Origin of the sequence: Nonomuraea sp. NPDC049714, assembly GCF_044465295.1 — a bacterium.
Classification (GTDB): domain Bacteria; phylum Actinomycetota; class Actinomycetes; order Streptosporangiales; family Streptosporangiaceae; genus Nonomuraea.
The window spans coordinates 132159-145521 of the sequence record NZ_JBITLM010000006.1; the positions used below are offsets into that span (position 1 = coordinate 132159).

Annotated in this window: 11 protein-coding genes; 7 read left to right on the forward strand and 4 right to left on the reverse strand. The window is 68.7% G+C overall.

Going from position 1 to position 13363, the window contains the following annotated elements; all coding sequences use genetic code 11:
* Positions 1-96 precede the first annotated feature (96 nt).
* Positions 97-2319 (forward strand): DNA helicase PcrA, encoded by a 2223-nt coding sequence (pcrA, locus tag ACIBQX_RS24180; protein ID WP_397008831.1) that lies wholly within the window; start codon positions 97-99, stop codon positions 2317-2319.
* Between the two features lie 45 nt (positions 2320-2364).
* Here pcrA and ACIBQX_RS24185 read toward each other — a convergent pair whose 3' ends face one another.
* The gene (locus ACIBQX_RS24185) at positions 2365-3351 is read right to left on the reverse strand and encodes a L,D-transpeptidase (protein WP_397008082.1); all 987 of its coding nucleotides are present in this window, start codon (positions 3349-3351) and stop codon (positions 2365-2367) included.
* Between the two features lie 196 nt (positions 3352-3547).
* Between ACIBQX_RS24185 and galE the strand changes: the two genes are divergently transcribed.
* The gene (gene galE, locus ACIBQX_RS24190; protein WP_397008084.1) at positions 3548-4534 is read left to right on the forward strand and encodes a UDP-glucose 4-epimerase GalE; all 987 of its coding nucleotides are present in this window, start codon (positions 3548-3550) and stop codon (positions 4532-4534) included.
* Between the two features lie 61 nt (positions 4535-4595).
* Here the strand turns inward: galE and ACIBQX_RS24195 are convergent, their stop codons facing one another.
* Positions 4596-5474, reverse strand: a complete 879-nt coding sequence (locus tag ACIBQX_RS24195) for a hypothetical protein (protein ID WP_397008086.1) — start codon at positions 5472-5474, stop codon at positions 4596-4598.
* A 162-nt stretch (positions 5475-5636) separates the two neighbouring features.
* Positions 5637-6449: a hypothetical protein gene (locus ACIBQX_RS24200; RefSeq protein ID WP_397008088.1), complete on the reverse strand. Its 813-nt coding sequence runs from the start codon at positions 6447-6449 to the stop codon at positions 5637-5639.
* 278 nt (positions 6450-6727) lie between these two features.
* Between ACIBQX_RS24200 and sucC the strand changes: the two genes are divergently transcribed.
* The 3 genes from sucC to ACIBQX_RS24215 all read left to right on the forward strand — a co-directional run bounded on the left by sucC (position 6728) and on the right by ACIBQX_RS24215 (position 10634).
* Positions 6728-7909, forward strand: a complete 1182-nt coding sequence (gene sucC, locus ACIBQX_RS24205) for an ADP-forming succinate--CoA ligase subunit beta (RefSeq protein ID WP_397008090.1) — start codon at positions 6728-6730, stop codon at positions 7907-7909.
* A gap of 3 nt (positions 7910-7912) precedes the next feature.
* Positions 7913-8788: a succinate--CoA ligase subunit alpha gene (sucD, locus tag ACIBQX_RS24210; protein WP_397008092.1), complete on the forward strand. Its 876-nt coding sequence runs from the start codon at positions 7913-7915 to the stop codon at positions 8786-8788.
* A gap of 217 nt (positions 8789-9005) precedes the next feature.
* The gene (locus ACIBQX_RS24215; RefSeq protein ID WP_397008094.1) at positions 9006-10634 is read left to right on the forward strand and encodes a DUF6350 family protein; all 1629 of its coding nucleotides are present in this window, start codon (positions 9006-9008) and stop codon (positions 10632-10634) included.
* Positions 10635-10663: 29 nt separating this feature from the next.
* Here ACIBQX_RS24215 and ACIBQX_RS24220 read toward each other — a convergent pair whose 3' ends face one another.
* Entirely contained in the window at positions 10664-11083 is a 420-nt protein-coding gene (locus ACIBQX_RS24220) for a hypothetical protein (RefSeq protein ID WP_397008096.1), read from the reverse strand.
* A 74-nt stretch (positions 11084-11157) separates the two neighbouring features.
* Between ACIBQX_RS24220 and purN the strand changes: the two genes are divergently transcribed.
* Both purN and purH read left to right on the forward strand, forming a co-directional pair.
* A complete protein-coding gene (gene purN / locus ACIBQX_RS24225) occupies positions 11158-11787 on the forward strand; it encodes a phosphoribosylglycinamide formyltransferase (protein WP_397008098.1) in 630 nt (209 codons plus the stop codon).
* On the forward strand, positions 11784-13334 hold the full coding sequence (gene purH, locus ACIBQX_RS24230; RefSeq protein WP_397008100.1) for a bifunctional phosphoribosylaminoimidazolecarboxamide formyltransferase/IMP cyclohydrolase: 1551 nt from the start codon (positions 11784-11786) through the stop codon (positions 13332-13334). The genes purN and purH overlap by 4 nt, the downstream gene beginning before the upstream one ends.
* Positions 13335-13363 lie beyond the last annotated feature (29 nt).

A 13363-nucleotide genomic window follows, 5' to 3' on the forward strand; every position in this document is an offset into this window, starting at 1 on the left:
ACAACCAGCGTGCCGCTGTCGGCATTCCGGGCGCCGTTTGTCGGTGAGGGGTCATAACCTAGGGACGTGCCGACCCGAGTCTCTGTTGACCACCCCTTGCTCGATGGCCTCAACCCGCAGCAGCGCGAGGCCGTGATCCACCATGGCAGCCCGTTGCTGATCGTGGCGGGGGCGGGCTCGGGAAAGACGCGGGTGCTCACCCACCGCATCGCCTACCTCCTGGCCGAGCGGGAGGTGCATCCGGGCGAGATCCTGGCGATCACGTTCACCAACAAGGCCGCCCGCGAGATGAAGGACCGCATCGACAGGCTCGTCGGGCCGCGCTCCAAGGCGATGTGGGTGATGACGTTCCACAGCGCCTGCATGCGGATCCTGCGGCGCGAGGCCAAGCGGCTCGGCTTCCCCTCCAGCTTCTCCATCTACGACCAGGCCGACTCGCAGCGGCTGATGGCGATGGTCTGCCGCGAGATGGAGCTCGACCCGAAGCGCTATCCGCCCAGGTCGTTCTCCGCCCAGGTGAGCAACTTCAAGAACGAGCTGATCGACTACGAAACCGCCATGGACCGGGCGGGCTCCCACCTGGAGAAGACGCTCGCCCAGGCCTACAAGAGCTACCAGCTCAAGCTCACCGAGGCCGGCGCGATGGACTTCGACGACATCATCATGAACACGGTGACGTTGTTCCAGCTCTTCCCCGAGGTGGCCGAGCACTACCGGCTGCGCTTCAGGCACGTCCTCGTCGACGAGTACCAAGACACCAACCACGCCCAGTACATCCTGATCAGGGAGCTGGTGGGCCGTCCCGAGCTGCGCACCTCCGACGGCGAGCTGGTCCGCTCCGGCGCCGACCAGTCGCAGCTGTGCGTGGTCGGCGACGCCGACCAGTCGATCTACGCCTTCCGCGGCGCAACGATCCGCAACATCCTGGAGTTCGAGCGCGACTACCCCGACGCGCGCACCATCCTGCTGGAGCAGAACTACCGCTCCACCCAGAACATCCTGGCCGCCGCCAACGCGGTCATCTCGCGCAACGAGTCGCGCAAGCCGAAGAACCTCTGGTCCGACCAGGGCGACGGGCCCAAGATCATCGGGTACGTGGCCGACAACGAGCACGACGAGGCCATGTTCGTCGCGCAGGAGGTCGACCGGCTCAGCGACGAGGAGGACGTCAAGGCGGGCGACGTCGCGGTCTTCTACCGCACCAACGCCGCCTCCCGGGTGTTCGAGGAGATCTTCATCCGCACCGGCCTGCCCTACAAGGTGGTCGGGGGCGTGCGCTTCTACGAGCGCAAGGAGGTCAAGGACCTGCTGGCTTACCTGCGGCTGCTCGCCAACCCGCTCGACGTGGTGTCGCTGCGGCGCATCCTCAACGTGCCCAAGCGCGGCATCGGTGACCGGGCCGAGGCGATGGTCGAGGCGTTCGCGACCCGCGAGCGGATCCCGTTCTGGGAGGGGCTGCGGCGCGCCGACGAGGCGCACGGCATGGCGACCCGCTCGCTCAACGCGATCAAGGAGTTCGTCGCGCTGGTCGAGGAGCTGATCGCCAAGGGCGAGGGCATGCCGCCGTCCGCGCTGGCCGAGGAGGTGCTGATCGCCACCGGCTACCGCGCCGAGCTGGAGGCGTCGGAGGACCCGCAGGACGAGTCGCGGCTGGAAAACCTCAACGAGCTGATCTCGGTGGCCTCGGAGTTCGAGGACGCCAACCCCGAGGGCACGCTGGTGGAGTTCCTGGAGCAGGTGTCGCTGGTGGCCGACGCCGACCAGATCCCCGACGCCGACGGCGGCCAGGGCGTGGTGACGCTGATGACCCTGCACACCGCCAAGGGCCTGGAGTTCCCGGTCGTCTTCCTGACGGCCATGGAGGACGGCGTCTTCCCGCACGTCCGCTCGCTGGGCGAGCCGAAGGAGCTGGAGGAGGAGCGCCGCCTGGCCTACGTCGGCATCACCAGGGCCCAGAAGCGCCTCTACCTCACCCGCGCGGCGGTGCGCAGCTCCTGGGGCTCCCCGTCGTTCAACCCCGCCTCCAGGTTCGTCAGCGAGGTGCCGGGGTCACTCATCGACTGGCGTACGGACCCGAGCAAGTCCGCCTGGAGCGCCGCCACGCGCCGTGAGCCCGCGCCCGCGGTGGCGGCCAAGAAGAGCGGCGGCCGGACGATCCCCGCGCTCAATCCCGGGGATCGGGTCTCGCACGACGCGTTCGGCCTGGGCACGGTGGTGTCGGTGGACGGGGTGGCGGAGAAGACCAAGGTCAAGATCGACTTCGGGTCCGGGGGAGAGAAGGTTCTGCTGCTGGCCTACGCGCCGGTGGAGAAGCTCTGACCCTGAGGGGGCGCGCACTCCGGTGCGCGGGAGTGCGCCCCGGGATCAGGTCTGGGGAGTGCGCAGGGCGCTGCCCTTCTTCCACTGGGTCCAGTTGAGCTGCCAGTAGCTCCAGCCGTTGCGCCAGTCGAGCTTGCGCTTGGTCCCTACGATCTTGACCACGTCACCGCGCTGGGCGATGTTGTAGAACCACTTGGCGCCGGCCGGGGTGGCGCGGACGCAGCCGTGGCTCTGGTTGGAGCGGCCGAGATACTGGTAGTCGCCGTAGCTCTGGTGGACGTACTCACCGCTGTCGGAGATGCGGACCGCCCACGGGATCTGCTCCTTGTAGTAGCGCGGGTCCTTGGGGTCGGTGACGCCCATCCACGACGAGGTCATGGTCTCCACGGCCTTCTTGCCCATCGTCAGGTGGACGCCGCTGGTGGTCAGATAGACGTCGACGCCGTTCCTGACGAAACCGCCGCGTCCGGCGCTGATCGCGATCTTCTTGGCCAGCTTGCCGTTCCGGTAGACCTTCATCACGTGCTTACGGGTGTCGACGAGCGAGATGTTGGCCGGGCCCACGGCGAAGCGGCGACTGACGTTCTTGGCGGCCTCGTTGCCGGGGATCTCGTTGAGCAGGGCCTTGAACAGCACCTTCTGGTTCGGCTTCCAGTAGGTCTTGGTGCGGTAGACGACCTTGCGCGCCGACACCCACCGCCAGGCTCCCTCGACGGGCCTGTCGGCCTCGACGCGCAGCACCGCCTCGGCGGCCGCCCGGTGGCGCACGTCGCGGTCGAAGGTCACGATGATCGGGAAGCCGACGCCCACCTTCTCGGTCTTCTCCCCCATGGGGGTGATGTCGGCGATGCCCAGCTTGGGCTTTTTAGGGGCGGTACGGAATGTCGCCGACGCGGCTCCGGCGGCCCGGCCGTCCGGCGCCTCAACGGTCTGGGGCTGAGCGGGGTTCAGCGTTACGGAGGTGCCTTCCGCCGTACAGGCCGTCATGGTGATCAGGGCGGCCATGGTCAGTAGCCGGGGGAAGCGGTTCACGGGTCGTACTCCTGGACTGGGTGTTCATGTGACGCGTTCTGCACAGATGGGACAGGTGAGTCAGGAGTTTCGTGTACGTAGGCCGCGTCACGATGGCGTAACGGTCCAATTCATGAAATGTCCTGCATGGCGGGGGTGCCGGGCCGGTTTCGCGCCGTACGAGATCTCCTTGGTGTGAGGTGGATAAGGTGCTCGGGTGCGTGTACTGATCTCGGGTGGGGCGGGTTATATCGGCAGCACGATCGCGTCGGCGTGCCTGGACGCGGGGATCACTCCGGTGATCCTCGACAGCCTGGTGACCGGGCGGCGGGAGTTCGTCGAAGGGCGGGTGTTCTACGAGGGGGACATCGGGGACGGGGCACTGATTGACCAGATATATACCGAAAATCCGGATATCGCGGCTGTTGTGCACTGTGCGGCGTTGATCGTGGTGCCCGACTCCGTGGCCGACCCGGTCCGCTACTACCGGGCGAACGTGGCCAAGAGCCTGGAGTTCGTCGGCCATCTGCTGCGCAACGGGTGCACGCGGATGATCTTCAGCTCCTCCGCGTCCATCTACCGGGCCGGCGACGACCACACCGTGGACGAGGAGTCACCGGTCGACCCGCAGAGCCCGTACGCCCGGACCAAGGCGGTGTGCGAGGCGATGTTCGCCGACATCGCCGCGACCCAGCCGATCGACGTGCTGTCGCTGCGCTACTTCAACCCGATCGGCGCGGACCCCCGGATGCGCACCGGGTTGCAGCTCAGGCGGCCCAGCCACGCGCTCGGCAAGATGATCGAGGCGGCCGAGGAGGGCGTGTCGTTCCAGGTCACCGGCACTGACTACCCGACCCGCGACGGGTCGGGCATCCGCGACTACGTGCACGTCTGGGACCTGGCCACGGCGCATGTGGCGGCGCTGGAGCGGTTCGACTCGCTGGTCCCGGAGACGTCCGTGATCAACCTCGGCACCGGCTCGGGCACCACCGTCCGCGAGCTGGCCGACGCGTTCAACCGGGTCGTGGACCGGCCGATCTCGGTCGTGGAGACCGGGCCACGGCCTGGCGACGTGGTCGGGGCCTACACCCGCAGCGACCGCGCCGAACGGCTGCTGGGCTGGCGGGCGCGGTACTCGGTCGAAGAAGGGATCGGGCACTCCCTGGAATGGGCCCGCCTTCGGGACTCCCGCCTGAAGGGGTGACATCCCTCAGGCGAGAACGGTCCCCCCGCCGCTTCACGAAGGCAGGGGGACCGGTCCGGTTCTACTTCAGCAGGTTGAACAGATCGAGGTTCTCCACGCTCTCCTGCTCGGTGCCGCCGTCACCCTCCAGCTTGGTCGTGACCTCGTCGGCGGGCGGAGCCTTGATGGAGACCTTGTTGCCCCAGCCGCTGTAGCGGGTGTCGACGATCATCTTCTCGCGGCTGCTCTCGCTTATGGCCATGACGCTTCCGGGGACGGTGGTCACCAGCCGCGTCGGCAGCCCCTTGGCGTCCACGCTGAGCTTCCAGGTGAGCTGGGCCTTCAGCGCCTTGGCGGAGGTGGTGGCGGGCGACGAGGCGCGGTAGTACGCGGAGACCTTCCGCAGGTCACGGACGGAGATCTTGCCCGTGTAGCCACCGGTGGCCGGCTTGGCGTTCTTGAACAGGGTCTTGAGGGTGGCCGGCTCGATGATGTTCAGCGGCTGACCCAACATGCCGGTGAAGCCGGCGGGAGGGCCGTGGGGCGCCTTGTACCAGTACTTGCCGCTGGGCAGCAGCTCGGACCAGATGCTGCCCGAAAGGTAGGAGGTGGTGCCGATCCTGATCGTGCGCTCGGGCTTGGTGAGCGACTTGAACAGCGACCCTTCGCTGAGCTCGCCCAGGTCGCTGGCCTTGATGTTGAGCTTGCCCGTGATGGCCGACGCGGCGATTCCGGACTTGCTGAACTGGAAGGTGCCGCTGCTCCGGACGAAGATCGCGCGCATCCGGCCGTTGTCGATGGTGGTGCGCTCCGTGAACGTCACTCCCTTACCGGGGACGAGCTGCTTCTTCACGGCGGTCACCGGCTTGGCCGGCGCCTGTGTGCTGGCGGCCTGCGCGGGAGTGGCCGCCATGAGCGCGGCGGCCGAAGCCAGGGCCAGGCCGGCGAGCATGCGATTCATTGGGTGGTTTCTCATTTCAGGAGGGGGTGGTGAGGTCGCGGCCCGAACGGGCTTGGGGTGAATATGGTCATATTTCCCCCAGAAGTTGACCTCGGGGTGAAACCGGCATCGGGTGAACGCCGGCGGTACCGCCTGAGCCTTCACAGATGACGGGAGAAAGATCTACCGGTTCTGGCCGAGCAAGTCGATCGGGTTATTCGCCGGGTCCTGCGGGGCGTCCGCGAGATCCTTGGCGTCGATCCACTGGGATTCGGGCGGTGCCTTGATCTTGACCTTGGCGCCCCAGCCGGTGAAACGCGTTTCCATGTGATTCCTCGACGAGCCGAGCACGCCGTAGTTCAGGGTGTACTCGCTGACCGTCCGGCTCACCAGGCCTTTGGAGTCGGTGTCCAGGAGGTAGCCGACCTTGACCTTGGCCACACGATCGTCGACCTTCTGTCCCCGCGACTTGGCCAGGTCCCTGATGGTGATCGTGCCCCGGTAGTCGCCGTTGACCTGTTTCGCGCCCGCCACCAGTTTCTTCAGCAGTTCGGCGTCGAAGATGTCGATCAACGGGTAGTGATCGGCGGCGTGACGAGCGGGGGACCGAAGCCACTTCTTGCCCTCGGGCAGGTACTCGGAGTGGAGGCCCCCTCGGACGTAGGCCTGCTCCCCGATGACGATGGTGCGGGAGGAGTGCAGTGAGGCGATGAGGTCCTTGTCTGACTTCTTCGTGCCTTTTCCGGATGTGTAGCGCACCGACAAGTCGGAGGCGACGACCCCGGATCGCCCGAACGCCATTGACCCGGTGACCCGGGTGACGACGTTGGGTTTGCCGTCGGTGAACGAGCGGCTGGTCATGGAGATTCGCACTCCGTGTCCGGGCGATAACTGCTTTTTCACGGATTCGACCGGGCTGATGGGCGCGGCCTGCGCTGGTGCCACCGTGACCAGCGTCGACGCGCCCAACGCCAGCCCGGCGATGATTCCCTTCATGCGGATCCTTTTACGATGAATGACGACGAACCTGGATCATGCCAATCGAAGATCACGACCATATATCGGGAGTCGCCGTATTTTTCGGCAAATAGGTGCATTTTCCGTGCAGACGGCGCCTCCCCGAAGTGAGATCACCGTCACATCGCGGCATATCGGCTACCCGATGACCTGGGAGGGTCAAGCTTGGGGCTAGGCTTCACTGGCGGAAACGCCCGGCACGCGCGGGGTTGCCCGGGCCGTCGAACATCAGTCGGATTAAGCAAGGACGGACCCTCGTGGACCTGTTCGAACATCAGGCGAAGGAGCTCTTCGCGGACTACGGCATTCCGGTGCCACGCGGCATCGTCGCCCACACCGTGGAGGAGGTGCGAGCGGCGGCGCAGGAGCTGACAGGGCGCGTTGTCGTCAAGGCTCAGGTGAAGACCGGCGGCCGCGGCAAGGCCGGCGGCGTCAAGGTGGCCGATGACGCGGCCGACGCCGTCGAGAAGGCGACCGCCATCCTCGGTATGGACATCAAGGGCCACACGGTGCACAAGGTGCTCGTGGAGGAGGCCAGCGCGATCGAGGAGGAGTACTACTTCTCCTTCCTGCTCGACCGCGCGAACCGCACGTTCCTCGCGATCTGCTCGGCGGCCGGCGGCATGGACATCGAAGAGGTGGCCCACAGCGCTCCCGAGAAGGTCGCCAAGGTGCCCGTCTCGGCGCTGACCGGCGTGGACCGGGCCAAGGGGCGCGAGATCGCCCAGGCCGGCGGGCTGCCGGAGAAGTCGCTCGACGGCGCGGCCGAGCTCATCGAGAAGCTCTGGTGCGCCTTCGTGGACGAGGACGCCACGCTGGTCGAGGTCAATCCCATGATCCTGGCGGCCGACGGCGAGGTGAAGGCGCTCGACGGCAAGGTCACCCTTGACGACAACGCCGTCTTCCGTCAGCCCGACCACGAGGGTTTCGCCGACAAGTCGGCCGAGGACCCCCTGGAGGCCGCGGCCAAGGCGAAGGACCTCAACTACGTCAAGCTCGACGGCGACGTCGGCATCATCGGCAACGGCGCGGGCCTGGTCATGTCCACGCTCGACGTCGTCGCCTACGCCGGCGAGGCCTTCCCGGGCAAGCCGTCCCCGGCCAACTTCCTCGACATCGGCGGCGGCGCCTCGGCCGAGGTGATGGCCGCGGGCCTGGAGATCATCATCTCCGACCCGTCGGTCAAGTCGATCTTCGTGAACGTCTTCGGCGGGATCACCGCCTGCGACGCCGTGGCCAACGGCATCGTCTCGGCGTTCAAGCTGCTGGAGAGCCGCGGCGAGGCGGTGACCCACCCGCTGGTGGTCCGCCTCGACGGCAACAACGCCCAGCTCGGGCGGCAGATTCTGGCCGACGCCGCACTCCCGCGGGTCGAGCTGGTGGACACGATGGACGACGCGGCCAAGCGGGTCGCCGAGCTCGCTTCGGTAGGTGTGTGAGTCATGGCCATCTGGCTGACGGAAAACAGCAAGATCATCGTCCAGGGCATGACCGGCGGCGAGGGCACCAAGCACACCCGCCGCATGCTCGCCTCCGGAGCCCGCGTGGTCGGCGGCGTCAACGCGCGCAAGGCCGGCACCACGCACGAGGGCCTGCCCGTGTTCGGCACGGTCAAGGAAGCCATCGAGAAGACGCGCGCCGACGTGTCGGTGGTGTTCGTGCCGCCGGCGTTCACCAAGGACGCCGTCAAGGAGGCCATCGACGCGGAGATCCCGCTCTGCGTGGTGATCACCGAGGGTGTGCCGGTCCACGACTCGACCGAGTTCTGGGCGTACGCGGTGGCCAAGGGCAACAAGACCCGCATCATCGGCCCCAACTGCCCCGGCATCGCTTCGCCCGGCGCGTCCAACGCCGGCATCATCCCCGCCGACATCACCACGGCCGGCCGCATCGGCCTGGTGTCCAAGTCCGGCACGCTGACCTACCAGCTCATGTACGAGCTGCGTGACTTCGGCTTCTCCACGGCCGTCGGCATCGGCGGCGACCCGGTCATCGGCACCACGCACATCGACGCCCTGCAGGCCTTCCAGGAGGACCCGGGCACCGACGCGATCGTGATGATCGGCGAGATCGGCGGCGACGCCGAGGAGCGGGCCGCGGCCTACATCGAGCAGCACGTCACCAAGCCGGTCGTCGCCTACGTCGCGGGCTTCACCGCCCCCGAGGGCAAGACCATGGGCCACGCGGGCGCGATCGTGTCGGGCTCCGCCGGCACCGCCCAGGCCAAGAAGGAGGCCCTGGAGAAGGTCGGCGTCCGCGTCGGCAAGACTCCCTCCGAGACGGCCAGGCTGATGCGCGAGGTCATGCAGTCGCGCTGACCCACATGCGTCGGGTGAAGGCCCCGCCGGTGATCTCCTCTCACCGCGCGGGGCCTTCCCTTTGCCGCCGAAGAGGTCCCGTACGGAGTCCGTACGGTGATTTGAGCTTCCTTAACCGTCGCCAGAGCGAGCTTTGATCTTGAAACGGCCCACAAAGTGGTCCGGGGCGGCGCGTCAACCAAGCGGTGGTCGGGAAAGATTGAGAAAATCACTTGTTGTGACGGCGATACTCGACCAGCTGCGGGCCGCCCCCCGTTCGGTTCTCAGCAAGCTCCCCGGGGTCTCGAGTGACGATGACGAGACGCGCCGGCCGCTGCCCGTGTCCGGGATGCTCGCCGCCGCCTGCACGCTGGGCGTCGGGCTCGCCGTGCTCACCACGCTCACCTTGGTCGGCTGGATCGCCGCGCCGCGTGGCGCGCTGGGGTCCGGGCTGCCCGAGGTGTTCAGGACGGCCGCGCAGATCTGGCTGGCGGCGCACCACGCCGGGTTCGAGATGCCCGGCGGCCGGGTCGGGTTGCTGCCGATCGGGTTGATGATCCTGCCGGCGCTGCTGCTGTACAAGGCGGGCCGGTGGATGGCCCGCGACGCCGACCTGCGGCTGCGGCTGCCCGCCAGGCTGCCCAAGAACAGCCCGCGGGAGAAGGCGAACGCCCGGCGGCGGGCGCAGCTCGTCCTGGTGGGCCAGGCCGGCGTCTCGCTGGCCGCGCCGTACGCGCTGCTGGCCGGTCTGATCGCGCTGGTGGCCAGCAACGAGATCACCCAGCCCTACATCGGTGAGGCGCTGCTCAGCCACTTCCTGCTGGCCTTCGTGGCGGGTGTGCTGGCCACCGCGCGGACGATCGGGCCCTGGCGGGCGATGCTGCGGCTGCTGCCGGAGCGGGTGCGTGCGCTGACCGTCGGCACGGCCATGGCCACCATGATCCTGATCGCGGCCGGGCTGGTGCTCGTGCTGGTGGCCGTGGTGATCCACTTCGACCAGGTGCGCGAGCTGACCGACGTGCTGGCGCCCGGGTTCGTCGGTGGGGTGCTGCTCGTGCTGGTGCAGGCCCTCTATCTGTTCAACGGGGTCATCTGGGCCTCGTCCTACATCGCCGGTCCGGGGTTCGCCGTCGGGGCCGACACCCTGGTCGCGCCCACGGGCGTGCAGCTCGGGACGGTGCCCAGCCTGCCGCTGCTGGGGGCGCTGCCCGAGAGCGGTCCGGTGTCCGGCTGGATGATGGCGGTGATCGCGCTGCCGTTCGCGGCGGGGATCGTGGCGGGCATCGTCGTCGCCAGGATGTCACCATCGCCCTCGTACGAAGCCGCGCCGCTGTGGGGTTTCCTGACCGGCGTCACGACGGGCCTGGTGACGGGGCTGCTCGCGGCGCTGTCCGGCGGCCCGATCGGCGGCGGGCGGCTGACGGCCGTCGGGCCGTCGCCGTGGGAGGTGGCCCTGTCGGTCGCTCTGGAGGTGGGCGTGGCCGCGGGCATCTCCGCCGGGGTGACGAACCTGTTGCTGCTCAACAAGCGGGCCAGGGTGCCGCTGGACAAGGCCGCGGTCCCGGTCCGCAAGGCGGGGGCGGCGATCGCCAGGGCGGCGAGCAAGGTGGGGCTGGCCGAGGCCGACGCCCGGCCGCTGCCGGGCCACTGGATGGACGCCACCGAGGCCGACACTCAGGCGATCCCGGTCATCCGCGACGACTGGCAGGACGAGCACGCCTCGGCCGCGGCCGAGACGCTCTCCCAGGCCCGTCCGCGCCTGCCGCTGGACGAGTCCGTCCCCGTGCGCAAGGACATCGTGGACGAGTCCGACGATCGGGGCGGTCACGTCATCTACGTCGACCCCTACGCCTGGGACCGCGACTAGGCCGGGTCTGAACCGGGTCTGAGCCGGGTCTAGGGCCGGGTCGCCCCGATGAGCTCCAGCACGTCCGGGGGCAGCTTCTTCTGAGCCGCCTCCCTGAACTGCACGAAGCACTCGCCCTGGGAGGACACCGTGCCCGCGCTCTTCATGCACTCCTGGTAGGCGGAATTCTCGTCCATGAGATAGAGCTGCATGCCCGTGGTCGCGGCGGACAGCACCAGCGCGACGGTCGCGACGGCGATGCCGCCGGCGGTCACGCCGGTGGGCTTGCCCGCGGATCTCAGCAGCGGGACCGCGCGAATCCCCGCCACGAGCGCGAACAACGCCATCACCAGCCCGGCAGCGGGCAGCATGAACGTCATGGCCAGCGCTGCGATGGACAACCAGATCGCTCGGCGGCCCGCGGACTCCGCGGGCTGCTGACCGGCCGGTGCTTGCACCGGTGTCGACACCTGACCTCCTCTGCGTCACCAGGCGAGGAACAGATACGCTGGCAGCCCCACCACGGATCCCCATTGGAGTGCGCGTGTCTAAGGCTGGGCGGCTCGTCGTTCTCGTCTCCGGCTCTGGAACAAACCTACAGGCCCTGCTGGACGCTTCCGCCGACTCCTCCTACGGCGCCCGGGTGGTGGCCGTGGGGGCGGACCGGGAGGGCATCGAAGGATTGGCCAGAGCTGAGCGCGCAGGCGTGCCCACTTTCGTCCACAAACTGGGCGATTATCCGTCTCGGCAGGCATGGGACGCCGCGATCGCGGAAGAGATCGCCTCCTACAAGCCGGACCTCGTGGTCTCGGCCGGATTCATGAAAATTCTCGGCGCCCCGACGCTCGACGCCTTCCCCGTGCTCAACACCCACCCCGCGCTGCTGCCGTCCTTCCCCGGCGCGCACGGAGTGCGCGACGCGCTGGCCCACGGGGTCAAGGTGACCGGCTGCACCGTGATGCTGGCCGACGCGGGGGTCGACAGCGGCCCGATCGTCGCCCAGGAGGCCGTGCCCGTGCTGCCCGGCGACGACGAGGCGGGGCTGCACGAGCGCATCAAGACCGTCGAGCGCCGCCTGCTCGTCGACATCGTCGGCCGGATGGCCCGGGAGGGCTGGACGGTCAGCGGACGCCACGTCCGCATCGGCAACCCATCAGGAGGGGAAAGCAAGTGACTCGCATCGCCATCCGGCGCGCGTTGATCGCCGTGTACGACAAGTCGGGGCTGGAGGAGCTGGCCAGGGCCCTCGACGGCGCGGGCGTGGAGATCGTGTCGACGGGCGGCACGGCGGCCGCCATCGCGTCCTACGGCATCCCGGTGACCAAGGTCGAGCAGCTCACCGGCTTCCCGGAGTGCCTCGACGGGCGGGTCAAGACTCTGCACCCGCGCGTGCACGCCGGGCTGCTGGCCGATCTCACCAAGCCGCACCACGTGGCGCAGCTCGACGAGCTGGAGATCGACCCGTTCCAGCTCGTCGTGGTCAACCTTTATCCCTTCGAGGAGACGGTGGCCTCGGGCGCGTCCGACGCGGAGTGCGTCGAGCAGATCGACATCGGCGGGCCCGCGATGATCCGCGGCGCCGCCAAGAACCACAGCACCTGCGCCGTCGTGGTCGACCCCGCCGGCTACGACGGCGTGCTGGCCGCCCTCGACCAGGGCGGCTTCACGCTGGATGAGCGCAGGCGGCTGGCCGGCGTCGCCTTCGCCCACAGCGCCTCCTACGACGTGGCCGTGGCGTCCTGGTTCGCCGGTGCGTACGCCACCGAAGAGGCGCTCACCAATTGGCCGGGCTTCATGGGCGCCTCCTGGCAGCGCAAGGCAGAGCTGCGCTACGGCGAGAACCCGCACCAGAGCGCCGCCCTCTACAGCTCCGGCGACGACGGCCTGGCCAACGCCGAGCAGCTGCACGGCAAGGAGATGTCCTACAACAACTACCTCGACGCCGACGCGGCGTGGCGGGCGGCCTGGGACTTCGCCGACCCGTGCGTGGCGATCATCAAGCACCAGAACCCCTGCGGCATCGCCGTCGGCGCCGACGTGGCCGAGGCCCACCGCAAGGCGCACGCCTGCGACCCGGTCTCCGCCTACGGCGGCGTGATCGCGGTCAACGGCGCGGTCACCGCCGAGCTGGCCACGCAGATCGCCGAGGTGTTCACCGAAGTGGTGGTGGCCCCCTCCTACGATCCGGAGGCGCTGGCCGTACTCACCCAGAAGAAGAACCTCCGCCTCCTGGTCTGCCCGAGCGGGCCGGCCAACGCGGCCGAGTTCCGCAGGATCGACGGCGGGCTGCTCGTGCAGCAGGTGGACCGGCTGCAGGCGCAGGGCGACTCGCCCGAGAACTGGAGCCTCAAGGCGGGCGAGCCGGCCTCGCCGGAGCTGCTGGCCGATCTGGCCTTCGCCTGGCGGGCGGCCCGTTCGGTGAAGTCCAACGCCATCCTGCTGGCCGCCGACCGGGCCACGGTGGGCGTCGGCATGGGGCAGGTCAACCGGGTCGACTCCTGCCGCCTGGCGATCACCCGGGCGGGCGAGCGGGCGGTGGGCTCGGTGGCGGCGTCCGACGCGTTCTTCCCGTTCCCGGACGGGCCGCAGGTGCTGGTCGAGGCGGGGGTCAAGGCCATCGTCCAGCCGGGCGGCTCGGTGCGCGACCAGGAGGTCATCGAGGCCTTGGAGAAGGCGGGGGTCACCCTCTACTTCACCGGCACGCGCCACTTCTTCCACTGATCAGGTGCGGGTGACCCATACGAATCCGG